Annotated in this window: 17 protein-coding genes and 1 pseudogene; 12 read left to right on the forward strand and 6 right to left on the reverse strand. The window is 41.1% G+C overall.

The window, feature by feature from the left end; all coding sequences use genetic code 11:
• Positions 1 to 167 precede the first annotated feature (167 nt).
• The 3 genes from rpmB (at position 168) to mutM (ending at position 1,509) form a co-directional block, all read left to right on the forward strand.
• On the forward strand, positions 168 to 404 hold the full coding sequence (gene rpmB / locus DSM2777_RS03150; protein WP_008815765.1) for a 50S ribosomal protein L28: 237 nt from the start codon (positions 168 to 170) through the stop codon (positions 402 to 404).
• A gap of 11 nt (positions 405 to 415) precedes the next feature.
• Positions 416 to 583, forward strand: coding sequence for a 50S ribosomal protein L33 (gene rpmG, locus DSM2777_RS03155; protein WP_001051798.1), 168 nt, complete (start codon positions 416 to 418; stop codon positions 581 to 583).
• Between the two features lie 116 nt (positions 584 to 699).
• The gene (gene mutM / locus DSM2777_RS03160) at positions 700 to 1,509 is read left to right on the forward strand and encodes a bifunctional DNA-formamidopyrimidine glycosylase/DNA-(apurinic or apyrimidinic site) lyase (protein WP_061553157.1); all 810 of its coding nucleotides are present in this window, start codon (positions 700 to 702) and stop codon (positions 1,507 to 1,509) included.
• 3 nt (positions 1,510 to 1,512) lie between these two features.
• Here mutM and coaD read toward each other — a convergent pair whose 3' ends face one another.
• Positions 1,513 to 1,992, reverse strand: coding sequence for a pantetheine-phosphate adenylyltransferase (gene coaD, locus DSM2777_RS03165; protein ID WP_025801513.1), 480 nt, complete (start codon positions 1,990 to 1,992; stop codon positions 1,513 to 1,515).
• Between the two features lie 11 nt (positions 1,993 to 2,003).
• Positions 2,004 to 3,281 (reverse strand): lipid IV(A) 3-deoxy-D-manno-octulosonic acid transferase, encoded by a 1,278-nt coding sequence (gene waaA / locus DSM2777_RS03170; RefSeq protein WP_046457293.1) that lies wholly within the window; start codon positions 3,279 to 3,281, stop codon positions 2,004 to 2,006.
• Positions 3,282 to 3,719: 438 nt separating this feature from the next.
• Between waaA and rfaQ the strand changes: the two genes are divergently transcribed.
• The 9 genes and pseudogenes from rfaQ to DSM2777_RS03215 all read left to right on the forward strand — a co-directional run bounded on the left by rfaQ (position 3,720) and on the right by DSM2777_RS03215 (position 12,711).
• Complete coding sequence (gene rfaQ, locus DSM2777_RS03175) at positions 3,720 to 4,793, forward strand: lipopolysaccharide core heptosyltransferase RfaQ (RefSeq protein ID WP_071889858.1); 1,074 nt, start codon at positions 3,720 to 3,722, stop codon at positions 4,791 to 4,793.
• Positions 4,793 to 5,917 (forward strand): glycosyltransferase family 4 protein, encoded by a 1,125-nt coding sequence (locus tag DSM2777_RS03180; protein ID WP_061555314.1) that lies wholly within the window; start codon positions 4,793 to 4,795, stop codon positions 5,915 to 5,917. Before rfaQ ends, DSM2777_RS03180 begins: the two co-directional genes overlap by 1 nt.
• Positions 5,910 to 6,707 carry a lipopolysaccharide core heptose(I) kinase RfaP gene (gene rfaP / locus DSM2777_RS03185; protein ID WP_061553159.1) on the forward strand — a complete coding sequence of 266 codons (798 nt, stop codon included), beginning with the start codon at positions 5,910 to 5,912 and terminating at the stop codon, positions 6,705 to 6,707. Before DSM2777_RS03180 ends, rfaP begins: the two co-directional genes overlap by 8 nt.
• A gap of 38 nt (positions 6,708 to 6,745) precedes the next feature.
• Positions 6,746 to 7,753, forward strand: coding sequence for a lipopolysaccharide 3-alpha-galactosyltransferase (gene waaO, locus DSM2777_RS03190; protein WP_061553160.1), 1,008 nt, complete (start codon positions 6,746 to 6,748; stop codon positions 7,751 to 7,753).
• A gap of 6 nt (positions 7,754 to 7,759) precedes the next feature.
• Positions 7,760 to 8,766, forward strand: a pseudogene (locus tag DSM2777_RS03195) (glycosyltransferase).
• A gap of 4 nt (positions 8,767 to 8,770) precedes the next feature.
• Positions 8,771 to 9,469, forward strand: a complete 699-nt coding sequence (gene rfaY / locus DSM2777_RS03200; RefSeq protein WP_061553161.1) for a lipopolysaccharide core heptose(II) kinase RfaY — start codon at positions 8,771 to 8,773, stop codon at positions 9,467 to 9,469.
• 37 nt (positions 9,470 to 9,506) lie between these two features.
• On the forward strand, positions 9,507 to 10,541 hold the full coding sequence (locus tag DSM2777_RS03205; protein ID WP_061553162.1) for a glycosyltransferase family 8 protein: 1,035 nt from the start codon (positions 9,507 to 9,509) through the stop codon (positions 10,539 to 10,541).
• 52 nt (positions 10,542 to 10,593) lie between these two features.
• Entirely contained in the window at positions 10,594 to 11,367 is a 774-nt protein-coding gene (locus DSM2777_RS03210; protein WP_061553163.1) for a glycosyltransferase family 25 protein, read from the forward strand.
• A 63-nt stretch (positions 11,368 to 11,430) separates the two neighbouring features.
• Positions 11,431 to 12,711, forward strand: coding sequence for an O-antigen ligase family protein (locus DSM2777_RS03215; RefSeq protein ID WP_082790848.1), 1,281 nt, complete (start codon positions 11,431 to 11,433; stop codon positions 12,709 to 12,711).
• Positions 12,712 to 12,743: 32 nt separating this feature from the next.
• Here DSM2777_RS03215 and waaC read toward each other — a convergent pair whose 3' ends face one another.
• Genes waaC through rfaD form a run of 4 tightly spaced genes read right to left on the reverse strand, consistent with a single transcriptional unit; the run spans position 12,744 to position 15,725 of the window.
• Positions 12,744 to 13,301 (reverse strand): lipopolysaccharide heptosyltransferase I, encoded by a 558-nt coding sequence (gene waaC / locus DSM2777_RS25145; RefSeq protein WP_418009005.1) that lies wholly within the window; start codon positions 13,299 to 13,301, stop codon positions 12,744 to 12,746.
• Positions 13,262 to 13,711: a glycosyltransferase family 9 protein gene (locus tag DSM2777_RS25150; protein WP_418009007.1), complete on the reverse strand. Its 450-nt coding sequence runs from the start codon at positions 13,709 to 13,711 to the stop codon at positions 13,262 to 13,264. Before DSM2777_RS25150 ends, waaC begins: the two co-directional genes overlap by 40 nt.
• The gene (rfaF, locus tag DSM2777_RS03225; RefSeq protein WP_025801502.1) at positions 13,711 to 14,760 is read right to left on the reverse strand and encodes an ADP-heptose--LPS heptosyltransferase RfaF; all 1,050 of its coding nucleotides are present in this window, start codon (positions 14,758 to 14,760) and stop codon (positions 13,711 to 13,713) included. The genes DSM2777_RS25150 and rfaF overlap by 1 nt, the downstream gene beginning before the upstream one ends.
• 35 nt (positions 14,761 to 14,795) lie before the next feature.
• Positions 14,796 to 15,725 carry an ADP-glyceromanno-heptose 6-epimerase gene (gene rfaD, locus DSM2777_RS03230; protein ID WP_046457284.1) on the reverse strand — a complete coding sequence of 310 codons (930 nt, stop codon included), beginning with the start codon at positions 15,723 to 15,725 and terminating at the stop codon, positions 14,796 to 14,798.
• Between the last annotated feature and the right edge of the window lie 61 nt (positions 15,726 to 15,786).

Consider the following 15,786-nt stretch of genomic DNA (forward strand, 5'->3'; position numbering starts at 1 on the left):
TACGCCACCTTTGAGAATCTTGGTTGTAGCGTTAAGAGCCTATCTCAGCAGGTTTCGACCTGACTCAGAGTCTCCTCGGTGAAGTTTGCTGAGATGGGCTCTAAAGCCTGACGAGGCGGCTACTTCCTATACGAAGCTCGAGCTGATTTGATTTTTGGAGAATAGACATGTCCCGAGTCTGCCAAGTTACTGGCAAGCGTCCGGTGGCCGGTAATAACCGTTCCCACGCGATGAACGCAACCAAACGCCGTTTTCTGCCTAACCTGCATTCACACCGCTTTTGGGTTGAAGGCGAGAAGCGCTTTGTAACTCTGCGTGTATCTGCTAAAGGTATGCGTGTTATTGATAAAAAGGGTATCGAAACGGTCTTGGCCGAAATTCGCGCCCGCGGTGAGAAGTATTAAGGAACTGAATCATGGCTAAAGGTATTCGCGAGAAGATCAAGCTGGTTTCGTCTGCTGGTACTGGTCACTTCTACACCACTACCAAGAACAAACGTACCAAACCAGAAAAACTTGAACTGAAAAAGTTTGATCCGGTTGTACGTCAGCATGTGATCTACAAAGAAGCTAAAATTAAATAATTTTAGTGGATTTAAGAAAACCCAGCTTCGGCTGGGTTTTTTTTATTCTAAAATGCCCCCACATGGTGATTATAGCCGTCATCAGATGGCAAATTGCCTTTGAGTTGGGGAGTAAAATGCCAGAACTACCAGAAGTAGAAACCAGTCGCCGCGGGATCGAACCCTTTTTAGTCGGCCATTCAATCGAACATCTTGTGGTTCGCCAGCCTAAACTCCGATGGCCAGTCTCTGATGAACTGCTTCGATTAAGCGATAAGCCAGTGCTTAGCGTGCAGCGCCGCGCCAAGTATTTGCTGATTGAGTTGGCAGATGGATGGATTATCGTTCATCTTGGTATGTCTGGTAGCGTTCGTATCTTACCCGCCGATGAGCCCCCTCAAAAACATGACCATGTCGATATGATCTTGTCGAGTGGCATGATGCTGCGTTACACCGACCCACGCCGCTTTGGTGCTTGGCTGTGGTGTAAAGATTTAGACTCATCCAATGTGTTAGCCCATCTTGGCCCTGAGCCACTCAGTGACGAGTTTGATGGTGATTATCTCTATCAGAAGTCGCGTAGTAAGAAGACGGCCGTGAAGGCGTGGCTAATGGATAATAAGGTGGTTGTGGGCGTCGGAAATATTTATGCCAGTGAGTCACTGTTTACCGCACGCATTAGCCCCGATCGGCCAGCAGGTTCATTAACGAGAAAAGATGCTGATGTGCTGGTGGCAACCATAAAAGCAGTGCTACTACGTTCGATTGAACAGGGTGGTACGACTTTGAAAGACTTTTTGCAGTCTGATGGTAAGCCGGGATATTTTGCGCAGGAACTACAGGTCTATGGTAGAGCAGGGGAAGCATGCCGAGTGTGCGGCGAGAAAATACTGAGCGGAAAGCACGGGCAGCGCACGACGTTTTTTTGTCCACGCTGCCAGAAGTAGGCGCTAGATAAGTTTCTCACTCAGTGCCTGAGCAATTATCTCAGGCACGAAAGGCGCGATATCTCCACCGTGGCGAGCAACTTCCTTCACCAAAGATGACGAGATAAACGACCATTCTTTGGAGGGCATGAGAAACACGCTTTCCAGCGTCGGCATCAAATGACGGTTCATATTTGCGAGCTGCATTTCATATTCAAAATCAGAAACAGCTCTGAGGCCACGAACCAAAATATTGGCATTTTGATGCTGAGCAAAATGCGCCATGAGTTCGCTAAACCCTAAAACTTCCACATTAGGCAGATGAGCCGTCACCTGCGTTGCTAAGGCGACCCGTTCTTCTAAGCTGAACATCGGTTTTTTACTTGGGCTAGCTGCAATCGCAAGAATAACGTGATCAAACATGTTAGCGGCACGAGTCACTAAATCTAAATGACCGTTAGTCATCGGATCAAAAGTACCGGGATAGATGGCGCGCTTTTCCATGATTACCGCTCTCAATGGTTCTTTACGGGAAGATAAGGTTCAAGCAGGTGTAATAATTTCTGTAATGCACCCTGATTCTGATATAGCACTTCAACGGCGTGGCGGCCATAGTAACTACGGTAATCTTCATCAGTTAACAGTGTTGTGATTTCTTTTACCAAAGACGCTGCATCTGTCACGGTAATTAAACCATCAGCCTGTTCTAGTCTGGCACAGATATCTTTAAAGTTGATGGTATGTGGGCCCATAAGAACAGGGATTGCGTGCGCCGCTGGTTCCAGCGGATTATGCCCCCCTCGTTCAACTAAGCTTCCACCCACAAAGGCAAGGTCGGCGATGCCATATAGCAACATGAGTTCGCCCATCGTATCGCCAATAACGACTTGAGTTTTGGCCGAGGGAATTTCACCGGATGAACGCGTGATGTAGCTTAGACCTGCTTGCTGCGTGAGCTTAATGGCGTCGTTGAAACGTTCAGGGTGGCGTGGGACAAGAATGAGTAACAGCTCAGGGAAATGCTCTAGCAGCTGCTTGTGAGCATCAATCAAAATGTCTTCTTCGCCTTCGTGGGTGCTTGTTGCAATCCAGACTTGACGATGGGGTGCCCATTGGCGTCGGAGTGTCACCGCTTTAGCGGCGAGCTGTGGTGTTACGGAAATATCGAACTTTAAACTGCCAGTGACTGCCAGTTGGGATGGTTTTAGTCCCAAAGAGATAAAACGTTCACCGTCTTCTTGATTCTGTGCGGCTATCAGTGTGATGCGGCGCAAGATATCGCGAATAAAGCCGCCAAGTTTTGCATAACCTTTTGCCGAGCGGGCAGACAAACGTGCGTTGGCAATAACAAGCGGTATCTGGCGTTTATTAAGCGCGGTTATCAAGTTTGGCCAAAGTTCGGTTTCCATAATGAGAACTAACTTTGGATTAACACGGTCTAGAAAGCGGTTAATTGAACCTGGAAGATCATAAGGCAAGTAGACATGCTGAACATCTTTGCCAAACGCTGATTGCACGCGCTCGGAGCCTGTTGGCGTCATCGTGGTTACCGTGATGGGTAACGTTGGATAGCGATGGCGCAGGGCTCTAACTAACGGGATCGCGGCCAGCGTCTCCCCTACGGAAACAGAGTGCAACATGATCCCACCGGAAAGCATTTTGTTTGAGCAAAAGCCATATCGCTCCGCCCAACGCTTTCTGTAGGCAGGAGCTTTACGACCACGCATCCACAATCTGATCCAAATGAGCGGCTGGATTAGGTAAAGCAGTATGGTGTAAAGCGTTTGAAGCATAAGAGGTTTGTATGGTAGGTAAACTTGGTTGGGATTCTAAGTATTTAACTAAGGCAAAGCCATCACTTTTGGTCTTCAACTACCTGAAAAACCGAGAAATCAATTACAACTCATTGTTAATAATGTGGTTTTTTTAGAGTTGTATTATTAATTGATAAAATCAACCCGATAGATAATGTTTTACCGAGTCGTGTTTTCTTTTGTCATAGATAATTCTCTTATTGTTTTGATTTTTAATGGTTTATTAGTTTTCGCTGGAAATAAGGAATTCGGCACCCACAATAACTAGTGATACAATAGGAAAATATAAACAGAGAAGATTTTATCAGTGAATTGGTTGCTGTAGAGCCAAGGGCGGTAGCGTGCCTATTCGCGGAGCACTCCTATACATGGGCTTTCGCATACAGTGTCTTATAACCAGATAGATAAGAGCGGCAAGTGGATAAACAATATAAAAGAATACTCGTTATCAAGCTTCGGTTTCATGGAGACATGCTGCTGACAACTCCGGTCATCAGTACGCTAAAGCTAAACTATCCAGATGCTAAAATCGATGTCTTATTATATGAAGACACTATGCCAATTCTTTCGGAAAATCCTGAGGTTAATGCGCTTTACGGGATAAAAAATAAAAAAACCTCGACGATTGAAAAACTACAAAATGCAGCGAAGACGATTGGTTTGTTGAGAAAGAATAATTACGACTTAGTGATTAACCTGACAGATCAGTGGCCGGTCGCTTTTATAGTTAAGTGTTTGCAGACAAAAAATAAAATTTCGTTGCAGTTTAGCCACCGAAAATCGATCTTTTGGACTCACTGCTTTAGTGAGTCCGTCGAGCCTAACGGTACGCATATTGTAGAGTGGAATTTGTCTGCGCTTGCTCCACTTAGGTTGCAAAAAATAATCACTGAAACAAAGATGAGCTATCAGCCCGAGCATTGGCATACCATCCAGCAGCGGCTCTCTGAGAATGGTGTAGATAGCCAGCATTATGTTGTTATTCAGCCGACAGCTCGCCAGATGTTTAAATGCTGGGATGAAGAAAAATTCGCAGAGGTTATTGATTCATTAGAATCTCGTGGGTTTAGCGTGGTTCTCACTTCTGGGCCAAGCGCTGATGACATTGCCTGTGTAACTAAGATCAAAGAAAACTGCAAAATAAAACCTGTTACGGCGTTAGCCGGCAAAACATCGTTCCCCGAGCTCGCGGCTCTGATCGATCACGCTTCTCTGTTAATTGGCGTTGACTCTGCGCCGATGCACATTGCTGCTGCACTGAAAACGCCGATCATTTGCCTATTTGGCGCCACCGATCACCGCTTCTGGCGTCCGTGGAGTGATAATTTCATTATGTTTTGGGCTGGTGACTATCAACCAATGCCTACGCGAGACAATTTGGATCGCCATCGCAAATACCTATCCTGTATCCCTGCAAGCGACGTCATTGAGGCTACAGAAAAGCTTCTGAAGGATAGCTCAGATGAACTCCTGCCTAAGGATAGCGAATGATGAATATTGCGTTCTGTTTATATAAATATTTTCCGTTTGGCGGATTACAGCGCGATTTTCTACGTATTGCACTGGCATGTCAGGCTCGTGGTCATCATATCCGTGTTTATGCGATGTCATGGGAAGGTGAACGACCAGCGGATTTCGAATATATCCAAGTGCCAACTCGTTCACATTCTAACCACGGCCGAAATAAAGAATACAGTGATTGGGTAACACACGATTTACAGGTAAATCCAGCGGATATCGTGGTCGGTTTTAACAAGATGCCGGGGCTTGATTATTACTATGCTGCAGACGTGTGTTATGCCGAAAAAGTGGCACAGGAAAAAGGATTTGTATACCGACTAACTTCACGTTATAAGCACTATGCCGAGTTTGAGCGCGCGGTATTTTCAAATGAGAGCCACGCTGAGTTGCTAATGCTGACCGGCAAGCAAATTGCGGATTTCAAACGACATTATCAAACGGCGCCTGAGCGTTTTCATATTGTTCCGCCAGGAATATCTTTAGATAGAAAATATGATCACCGTCCAGCTAATATTCGCGAAGATTTTCGTCAGCGCAATGCTATTGCTGATGATGAATTGCTGGTGCTACAGGTGGGTTCTGATTTTAAACGCAAAGGCGTTGATCGAACGCTGCGTGCAATCGCTGCATTGCCAATGGCGACTAAGGCAAAGACAAAGCTCATTGTTGTAGGGCAAGACAAGCCTAAGCGTTATCAGGCGCTCGCCGCGAAGCTGGGTATTTTATCTCAGGTTCAGTTCTACTCTGGTCGAGATGATATCCCTGAGTTAATGGCTGCTGCAGATGTATTAATGCACCCTGCGTATCAAGAGTCCGCGGGTATCGTTTTAATTGAGGCGATTGCGGCTGGGTTGCCAGTTATTACGACAGAAACTTGCGGCTATGCTCATCATGTTGCTAGCGCTGATTGTGGAGTGGTGATTTCTGAACCATTCGAACAAAATCAGCTAAATGAAGTTTTAGCGCGTGGGCTAGATAACAAAAAATTGAGAGAAACATGGTCCGAACACGCCAAAGCGTATGCGGATAAAGAAGATCTGTATAGCTTGCCAGAAAGAGCGGCAGACCTCATTCTAGGTGGTAAAAATGATTGAGTTAAAAGAGCCCTTAACCACATTGTGGAAGGGAAAAGATCCTTTTGTTGAAGTAGAGAAACTTCAAGGGGAGGTTTTTCGTGCTTTGGAGACTCGTAAAACGCTTCGTTTTTCTTTAGCAGAGAAATCATATTTTATTAAAATTCACTATGGCACGACGCTAAAGGAAGTTTTGAAAAATCTGATTTCTTTCCGTATCCCTGTATTAGGTGCCGATCGTGAGTGGAAAGCGATTCATCGTTTGTACCAATTAGACGTTGATACCATGAAAGGCATTGGCTTTGGCCAAATGGGAGCCAACCCGCTGACGCGGAAGTCTTTTATTATTACTGAAGATTTGGCCCCGACAATTAGCCTAGAGGATTATTGTGCTGATTGGGCGCAAACTCCCCCTGATTTTCGTATCAAGCGCATGTTAATTAAACGATTAGCAACGATGGTGAGGAAGATGCACCGTGGTGGTGTAAATCATCGCGATTGTTATATTTGCCATTTCTTGCTTCATTTGCCTTTCGATGGCGATGAAAGCCAGCTCAAACTATCGGTTATCGACTTACACCGATCGCAGATCCGTGACAATGTACCGAAGCGTTGGAGAGATAAAGATCTGATTGGTTTATATTTTTCATCATCCAATATTGGTTTAAGTAAAAAAGATATTTTTTATTTTCTTAAAATTTATTTTGATGCCCCGTTACGCCAAACATTAATGCAAGAGCGGGAATTGCTAGAAAAAGCGATTACTAAGTCTGAAAAAATCAAAGAACGTACTATACGCAAATCGCTATGACCGATCTTTCAGTGTATTGAGAGGATAAGTGAGAAACTATGTTTTTCCATGAAGAGCAGTACATCAAGGACGTCATAACATATATTGGTAATAAACCTGACGATAGCAGCCAATATCAGAATATTGCTTACGGTACGGATAAAAATTTTTTGTTTGGCTGTGCAGTATCAATCACGTCATTTCTTATCAATAATTCAGAGCTAAAGTTTAATTTCCATGTGTTTACCGACTCTTTTTCTGAGAGCGATAGAGAAAAATTTAAAGCATTAGCCGAGCAATATAAAACGAATATCTCTATTTACCTCGTTAATGCAGATAGTTTAAAATCTCTGCCGGAAAATAAGCTTTGGACATATGCTATTTACTTTAGATTCATTATTGCTGATTATTTTAGCGGGAAGTTAGAGCGCATTGCATATATTGATTCTGATGTTGTATGCAATGGTTCAATACAAGAACTTGTTCATCTCCCTCTGAATGGCGCTGTGGTTGCTGCAGTTACCGAGCGTGATGAGAAGTGGTGGCTTCAACGTGCTGAGGTGTTAGGGAATAATCTGATCGCCAAAGGGTATTTTAATACGGGTGTCTTGGTGATTGACCTAGCTGAATGGCAAGCACTTGATGTTAGCATGCAGGCTATGAAGTCATTAAACGATAGTGATATAAGAAGCAAACTGACTTATTACGATCAAGATGTGCTCAATATAATCCTGGCTGGGCGGGTACTGTTCCTAGATAAGAAATACAATACACAATTTAGTTTAAATTATGAACTAAAAAAGAATTGTAAAAGCCCTGTTGACGAAAATACGGTACTCATTCACTACATCGGTCCAACGAAACCTTGGCACGAATGGGCTCAGTATGAAACCACTGCGTTGTTTATAAAAGCAAAGAAGATGTCTCCTTGGTGTGACGATAAATTAATGTTACCGACTAATACAAGTCAGAATCGATACGGTGCAAAACATAGCTTTCACCAAGGACTTTATTTGAAAGGCATTAGATTTTATATAAAATATTTTTTATTGAAGATAAAGGGTTAACCCAAAATGAATGTTTTTTTTAAAGAGAAAATCACGTTTGATTCTGGGAACATTATCGATGATGCTCCTACACTAAATGTATCCTATGGTGTTGATAAGAACTTTATGTTTGGTTCTGGAGTATCAATCACATCCGTACTGATGAATAATCAGGATATAAATTTCTCATTTCATCTTTTTACCGACTATATTGATGATGAGTATTTAAAAAATTTGAGATTTTATCTAACCAATTCAATACCTGTATAAACATCTATTTAATCGATCCTGAGTATTTTTTAGATTTACCTACGTCAAATTTCTGGTCGTATGCAACATATTTTAGAGTGCTATCATTTGAGTATTTAAGTGAGTTTATTGACTCACTACTATACTTGGATGCAGATGTTATGTGCAAAGGTAGTCTAAGAAAGTTTACCGAAATATCATTCCAAAACCAGTACGCCGCAGTTGTTCTAGATAATGAAGAAATGCAGGTTAAAAGTGCGGAAAGGTTAAATTACCCTGAATTAGAGGGTAAATATTTCAATGCTGGTGTTTTGTATGTAAACCTAAAGAAATGGAATGAAAAAAAAGTAACAGAATATCTTCTTAGGTTATTACGTGGTGAAACTAAATATGGTCGACTAAAGTATCTTGACCAAGATGGATTAAATATTGTATTTGAATTAAATAATATATATCTACCAAATGATTTTGATTGCATTTATTCGCTTAAAAATGAGCTAAAAGATCCTTCACACCAAACATATAAAAATACTATTGGTGATAGTACTGTTCTTGTTCATTATACTGGGATTACCAAACCATGGCATCATTGGGCGAGCTATCCAGCATCAAAATATTTTAGTCTGGCAAGAGATATATCCCCTTGGAAAAGTTACCCTCTGAAAAAAGCGGGGACTTTAGCTGAAATGCAAAAGTATTATAAGCATGTATTCAAGCAAAAAAAATATTTCTTAGGAGTATTATTTCTCATTCAATATAAAATTAAGAAATTAAAGAGTAAGTGATAAAATGATAAATAGTACACGCCGTAAAGGATTTTCATTATATTTTAAGGGTTCAGGAAATAAATACATTGAAATTTTTGATGATGTTATTTCTTATAATTTTAAAACAATAAAAGTCCTTAGGAATATCGATGATACAAAAGTCTCTTTAATAGAAACGAAGTATGGACGATATGTTCTAAAGATTTTTTCTCCTAAAAATAAAAAATATGAGCGATTTTTCAAATCTTTTATTAAAGGTGATTATTATAAAAATCTCATTCTGCAAACAGATCGAGTTAGAGCTGCAGGCATAACATTTCCCAACGATTTTTATTTATTAGCTGAGCGCAAGATATTTAACTATGCAAGTTTATTTATCATGCTGATAGAATATGTTGAAGGGACTGAGTTAAATGATCTTCCATTAGTTACTGATGCAATAAAAACAGAAATAAAAACTTCTATGGAACAATTACATGCTGCGGGTATGTTATCTGGTGATCCGCATAAAGGTAATTTTATTGTTAGTCCAAATGGTGTAAGGATTATTGATCTTTCGGGGAAGCATTGTAATGCTCAGCGAATGGCTCAAGACCGCATGGCGATGGCTAGGCATCTAGGTATTGAAAATGAGATAAAAGATATTGGTTATTATACTGTAGTATATAAAAATAAGTTGCGTAACTTTATCAAAAAACTGAAAGGTAAAAAAACAAAATAATATTTTATCTTTTAACTATAAATAATTGGTTTTATTTATGACTACAATATCTTCTGGTATTACTAAAGTTATTCAAGCTGGCAATATTAGCCAAAGCGCATACTCTGAAACATTAGAAATCGCTTATGGAGTTGATAAGATATTTTTATTTGGCGCTGCAATTTCGATGCAATCTATCGCTCTATATAATTCTAATGTTGCACTAAATTTTCATGTATTTACAGATTATGTAGATGATGATTATATTAAAAGAGTTGATGAGTTTACTAAGAAAAACGTAAATATTACAGTCTCAATCTATCTAGTCTCTGAAGAATTAGCTAAAACTTTCCCAAGTGCAAAGCAGTGGTCTTATGCAACATTTTTCCGCTTTGTTGCTTTCCAATATCTCAGCGAAACTTGTGGAAAATTGTTGTATATAGATGCTGATGTAATATGTAAAGGAAAACTCACGGGGCTTCTAGATATAGATTTAACTGCAGATAAATTTGCTGCCGTTATCAAAGATGTTCCCTTCATGCAGGATAAACCAGCCAAAAGATTAAATCTGCCGGGACTGCCGGGAAATTATTTCAATGCTGGAGTTATGTTTCTCAAACTTGCAGAGTGGAAGAAACGTGACTTGATGAGTATTGCAATTAAAATGCTTGCAGATGACCCATTACACCTAAAATATAAATGCTTAGATCAAGACATTCTCAATATATTACTGTTTGAACACTGTCTTTTTATAAGTAATGATTATGACTGTTTTTATGGTGTTGATTACGAATTAGAGAATAAAAATAATTATGATTATGAAAAAGTAATTACAGAGGATACAAAATTAATCCATTATGTTGGTGTGACTAAACCATGGCATGATTGGGTTGATTATCCTTGCCAAAAATATTTCTTTGATGCTTATCGTTCATCGTGTTGGAGTGATATTCCGTTACTCACTGCTGCTGGTGAAAAACAGTTCATGATGAAGAGTCGACACCATTGGAGAAATAGACATTACTTTTCTTCAATTATGTCTTTTGCTAAGTATAGAGTTATGAAATATATTAGGAAGTTTAATGGTAATTAGAATTACCTTAGTCCTGTCATAACAAATTTAAAGCGCAATAGGTGTTTGATAAATGGGCATTCCCGTCTATATAGTTTCATTACGTAGAGATATTGATAGAAGAGCTAAGATAGCTGCTGATTTGACTCGTATCGGTGTTGAGTTCATTTTTTTTGACGCTGTTGATGCAAAGGATGAATGTAACCTCCAAACTCTCGGTGCCATGAAGAGTTCAGGTGATGGCGGTTCTATGACGAATGGCGAGCTAGCATGTACTTTAAGTCATCAACACATTTATCAGAAAATGGTGACTCAAGAAATTGAGTGGGCAATTATCCTTGAGGATGATGTTGTCGTTGATAATAGATTCAAATCCCTCTGGATGTCTCTTAATCAGGGAGAGTATAAAAAACTATCTCATGATAAACTTTACCTTCTTGGCGGGCAAAAAGGGTTGCACGAATATCCTGTGCTGGCCACAAGCATTATAAGTAAATTGAAGGTTGGAGAAATAGACTTTAGGCGTATAAATTATAATATTAATAAAATAAGAAGAACATGTTGTTATTTACTTAGTAATTCTATGGCTAAGGATCTATTGGCACTAACGGAAAGTTATGGAACATACCGTGCCGATAGTTGGAAGATTATGTATAACCGAGGGGTTATCAAAGATTTTTATCTCTCTGAAATTATAAGCCACCCTATCGTCAATGATTTTAACAGTCACCTTGAGAGCGAGAGGTCTTTGATTTCGGTAAAGAAAGTAAAAAGAACTAAATTTCAGAAAACGATGAAACTGCTTCGCTCTTGGATAAAAGTTGGTTTCTTTTCATTGCTTAGATAGTTTTTATAAAAATCGCCATTTTAATTACCGATATTATTGGCTAATAAAATATTAAGAGAATATATGAACTTTAATATATCAAGGCTAGGTGCAGTACGGTTTTGTGAGTATTTAATTGTCTTCCTATATCTTATTGGATTAATATTTATACCTATAACCCCCCATGTCACAAATAAAATAATCAATCTCGCTGGAGTGTTATCAATAGTGTTGGTAATTTTCAACTTGAAGCGATATTTTAGAAAGGATAACTCAATCTTATTTTTTGCTATTATAATTTTAGGCATTCTAAATCTGGCATGGTATAATTTTTATAAAACACCTGTTGTTATATATAAAAATGCTTATAGAGGATATCTTGAAGTCGGTAAAATGACTTTATTTAGTTCCTTTTCTTTTTTAATAATGAGCTCATGTTTTATCGGTAATAAATTTAAAATTCAGTTATTATTATCTAGCCTTGCACAGGTACTTATCCTTTCTAGGGCTTTTTATCAAGGTATTTATCTTGATGTTTCGAGAATTCCTTTATCAGCCATGGATGGAAATGCAGGGCAGATGGGAGCTGCAACAGTTGCAGCTTACATGATAACGTTTTCTGCGATATATTTTTCTTTAGTTATTCTTCGGTCAGAATTAAAATATAAAATGCCAGTTTTTTATTTTAATTTCATTCTTACTTTTTGCGCATTAATAATGACGGGTACTCGGGCGGCTATCTTTACGTACCCTATTGTTACTTTTGTATTGTTAGTCATTGAGTATCGGAGGCATAAGGTATATTTAGTAAAAGCTATGTGCTTTATTTTGATTTTACTATTGGTATCTAGTCTTGTTTTTAAAAATGAAATAAAAAAACGTATTGATGCTATAGGTAGTGATATTGTCCTTTTCAAGAAAGATAATAGTATGTCATCTATTGGGGCAAGATTCTCAATGATTCAAGCTGGCTTTAAATCATCACCAATGGATTTATCTTGGCAATCGTTAGAGGAACGTGGACAGAAAATACTTACTCTAAGTAAGGACGATGAAAAATATAAAGGCGCAACACTTTATTCAGATGTTCATATGCATAATGAGGTTATTGAGGCTCTATCGACAAAAGGAATTTTTGGGGTAATAACTTTATTCTTTTTTTACTGTTCTCTTGTTTGGTATTGTATTAAGACGAAAAAATATTTGCTTCTAGCTTTCCCAATGACAATGGTCTTGTTTGGTCTAAGCGATGTAATTATCCATGCGAAACCGATTCCAGCCTCATGGATAATTACGCTCTACTTATCTATATTACTTTTAAATGATGTGCCGAAAAAAAACGAAAGGAAAATACTTAACGTTTAGTTTATTCAAATAAACTAAACGTTAGTCTGGATTTAAGCCCCTAATACAGTCGTCAATGCTTTTAACACTATATTGGGGCTTAACTCTCTAATGTCTTTGCTCGGCGAACAACACGCCACCTGATTTTCTCCATATCCTCCAATCAGCCCCGGATCGGTTGGGCCATAGAGCGTAATATTTGGTCGATCGAGCGCGGCTGCAAGATGACTGAGTCCAGTATCAACAGATACGACGGCTTTCGCCCCTGCTAATACTTCTGCCACCTGTTCTAACGATAAGCGTGGTAACACCTCTACATGATTGAAGCCTTCAGCCAAGCGCTGTGCACGTTGGTGCTCATGCTCTGCTCCCCAAGGTAATTTAATTTTCATACCCGTCGGTTCAACCAGAGTAATAAGCTCCCGCCAATGTTCTTCTGGCCAGTGCTTATCGTCGCGTGTTGTTGCATGTAAGAACACGAAATACTGACCGTGATCAGCGGGGAGATGATTGAGAAAACGCTGAGAGATAGCGTAGTCACCTCGGCTTTCCGGTTTTGTGTAGCCTAAGCTCAGCGCAAATAATTCACGTGTTCTCTCGACCGCATGCATTTTTTTATTAATGCTATAGCGGTGATTGAAAACCAGCTGGCGAAGGGCTCACGAGCACTTTGGCAGTCTTGCCCGTGGCGCGGGCCTTTTGCGATACGGGTGATTAGCGCTGCGCTTTTTATCAGCCCCTGAGCATCAATGACGGCGTCATAGGTGCGGCGCTGTACTTCTCGTTTGAAATCACAGCGCTCTTGACGTGTATTAACACCAAACCAGTTCTTCCTCCAGCGGCGGATCGCCACTGGGATCACGCGATCGACCGCAGGATGCCAGCTCGGTATCTGCGCAAACCCTTCTTCTACCACCCAATCAAATTTTATATCTGGAATGGCATGCATAGCATCTGTCAGTGCTGGTAGCGTGTGCAGCACATCGCCCATCGATGAGGTTTTGACAATCAAGACATGCATTACTGCTGGGTATCCTTTGGTAATAACTCGTTCAATGCTTGCATAACAACATCAGGCTGAATATCGATCAGGCTCTGGTGATAGCCTTGATTTGCATCACCTTTGCGTATTTTGAGATAACCAGTAATCAAGCGGATAACTTTAGCTTTGTTTGACAGCGGCGGTGTGAAATCTGGGCTGCTCGGGCCATAAAGCGCGACTAATGGTTTATCAAGCGCTGCGGCTACGTGCATTAGGCCGGAGTCATTGGTCACAATCGCCTGACATGCTGCAATTAATATCACTGCCTGATCTAAGTTTGTTTGCCCTGCGACATTCAAACAATATTCGCGGGCGTCTTCAGTTAGCGCTTGGCAAATCTCTTCACCGGCTTCGTGATCTTTGGCTGAGCCAAATAGAGCCACCTGATAGCCTTGCTCAATCAGTTTTTGTGCCAATGCGGCATAGTGATAGTGCGGCCATCTCTTCGCTGGGCCAAACTCAGCGCCAGGGCAGAAACCAATAATTGGGCGATGGTCTGTCAGATTAAACGCCGCAGCTGTTTCAGCAATTTCTTCATCTGAAACGCTGAGTGCTGGCCAAAGCAGTGGTTGAGGCAAATCTTTGGCAGATTTTATCTGCTGCGCCGGATAGGCCAACGCGACATACCGTTCAACCATTAGCGGGAATGCGGCTTTGTCGAGCTGGCGAACATCAGTCAGCAAGCCGTAGCGCATTTCACCTTTCCAGCCAGTTCTAGCAGGAATGCGTGCAAAGAAAGGGATTAACGCAGATTTAAACGAATTTGGCAGCACGTAGGCACGATCATAGCCCTTATCGCGCAGGCTTTTACCTAAATGATAGCGTTCGCCCAGCGCGAAAGAACCATGCCCTAAGGGCATGGCGATCGCTTCGTTAACTTCTGGCATTCGCGCTAACAAAGGACGGCACCAGTTCGGTGCCATCACGTCAATTTTAGCGTCAGGATGTTCGGCCTTCAGGGTTCGATACAAGCTTTGCGACATCATCATGTCGCCTACCCATGAAGGGCCGATAACCAGTATTTTCATACCGTGTTTCATTCCTTACTGTTGTGGGGCCGTGTTTAGGCTTTGTTATTCAGCCACGCAAGATATTCGCTCACGCCTTCAGCAACGGTTTTAAACGGCTTGTCATAGCCAGCTGCACGCAATTTGGTGGTATCGGCTTTGGTGAAACCCTGATAGCGGCCTTTCAATTTGTCTGGGAAAGGAATGTAGCTGATGCTGCCTTTTTGGTGATAGGCAACAACCGCGTCTGCGACGGCTTGGAATGATTCCGCACGGCCAGTACCGCAGTTAAAGATGCCAGAGATGCCTTTCTGCCAGAACCACAGGTTCACATCAGCAACGTCGCCCACATAGATGAAGTCACGTTTAAAACCATCGCTGCCTTCAAACAATTTTGGATCTTCACCGTTGTTGATTTGGTTATTCAGATGGAATGCAACGCTTGCCATGCTGCCTTTATGACCTTCACGTGGGCCATAAACGTTGAAGTAGCGGAAGCCACAAATCTGAGATTCTGCTTCTGGCAGGATCTGGCGAACATACTGATCGAACAGGAATTTGGAGTAACCGTAAACGTTTAATGGTCCTTCGAATTCGCGTTCTTCGGTAAATTGCTCAGTTAAACCGTAGGTGGCGGCAGACGATGCGTACAAGAATGGGATTTGGCGTTCCAAGCAGAAATGCAGCAGTTCCTTAGAGTACTGATAGTTGTTATCCATCATATACTTGCCATCCCACTCGGTGGTGGATGAGCACGCACCTTCATGGAAAACGGCTTCGATATCGCCGAAATCATCCCCAGCAACAACGCTGGCAATAAAATCTTCTTTATCCATGTAGTCGGTAATTTCTAAATCGACCAAATTAACAAATTTAGTGCCGTCTTTAAGGTTATCGACCACGAGAATGTCGCTATAGCCGTTATTATTCAGTGCCTTAACGATGTTGCTGCCGATCATGCCAGCGCCGCCGGTTACAATAATCATGAGATTTACCTTTAAATAAACGAAACAGTGGCGCACAACGCCCCACGTTATATGACCTCAT

The organism is Obesumbacterium proteus (assembly GCF_001586165.1).
Lineage (GTDB): Bacteria > Pseudomonadota > Gammaproteobacteria > Enterobacterales > Enterobacteriaceae > Hafnia > Hafnia protea.

Coding starts and splice junctions, on each gene's coding strand:
- DSM2777_RS25150 (WP_418009007.1), bottom strand. CDS start 13,711: ATGCATGTCTTGATTGTCAAAACCTCATCGATGGGCGATGTGCTGCAC.
- DSM2777_RS03180 (WP_061555314.1), top strand. CDS start 4,793: ATGAATATTGCGTTCTGTTTATATAAATATTTTCCGTTTGGCGGATTA.
- rpmG (WP_001051798.1), top strand. CDS start 416: ATGGCTAAAGGTATTCGCGAGAAGATCAAGCTGGTTTCGTCTGCTGGT.
- waaC (WP_418009005.1), bottom strand. CDS start 13,301: ATGCATGCGGTCGAGAGAACACGTGAATTATTTGCGCTGAGCTTAGGC.
- rfaP (WP_061553159.1), top strand. CDS start 5,910: ATGATTGAGTTAAAAGAGCCCTTAACCACATTGTGGAAGGGAAAAGAT.
- mutM (WP_061553157.1), top strand. CDS start 700: ATGCCAGAACTACCAGAAGTAGAAACCAGTCGCCGCGGGATCGAACCC.
- DSM2777_RS03215 (WP_082790848.1), top strand. CDS start 11,431: ATGAACTTTAATATATCAAGGCTAGGTGCAGTACGGTTTTGTGAGTAT.
- DSM2777_RS03205 (WP_061553162.1), top strand. CDS start 9,507: ATGACTACAATATCTTCTGGTATTACTAAAGTTATTCAAGCTGGCAAT.
- rfaD (WP_046457284.1), bottom strand. CDS start 15,725: ATGATTATTGTAACCGGCGGCGCTGGCATGATCGGCAGCAACATCGTT.
- rfaF (WP_025801502.1), bottom strand. CDS start 14,760: ATGAAAATACTGGTTATCGGCCCTTCATGGGTAGGCGACATGATGATG.
- coaD (WP_025801513.1), bottom strand. CDS start 1,992: ATGGAAAAGCGCGCCATCTATCCCGGTACTTTTGATCCGATGACTAAC.
- waaA (WP_046457293.1), bottom strand. CDS start 3,281: ATGCTTCAAACGCTTTACACCATACTGCTTTACCTAATCCAGCCGCTC.
- rfaY (WP_061553161.1), top strand. CDS start 8,771: ATGATAAATAGTACACGCCGTAAAGGATTTTCATTATATTTTAAGGGT.
- waaO (WP_061553160.1), top strand. CDS start 6,746: ATGTTTTTCCATGAAGAGCAGTACATCAAGGACGTCATAACATATATT.
- rpmB (WP_008815765.1), top strand. CDS start 168: ATGTCCCGAGTCTGCCAAGTTACTGGCAAGCGTCCGGTGGCCGGTAAT.
- DSM2777_RS03210 (WP_061553163.1), top strand. CDS start 10,594: ATGGGCATTCCCGTCTATATAGTTTCATTACGTAGAGATATTGATAGA.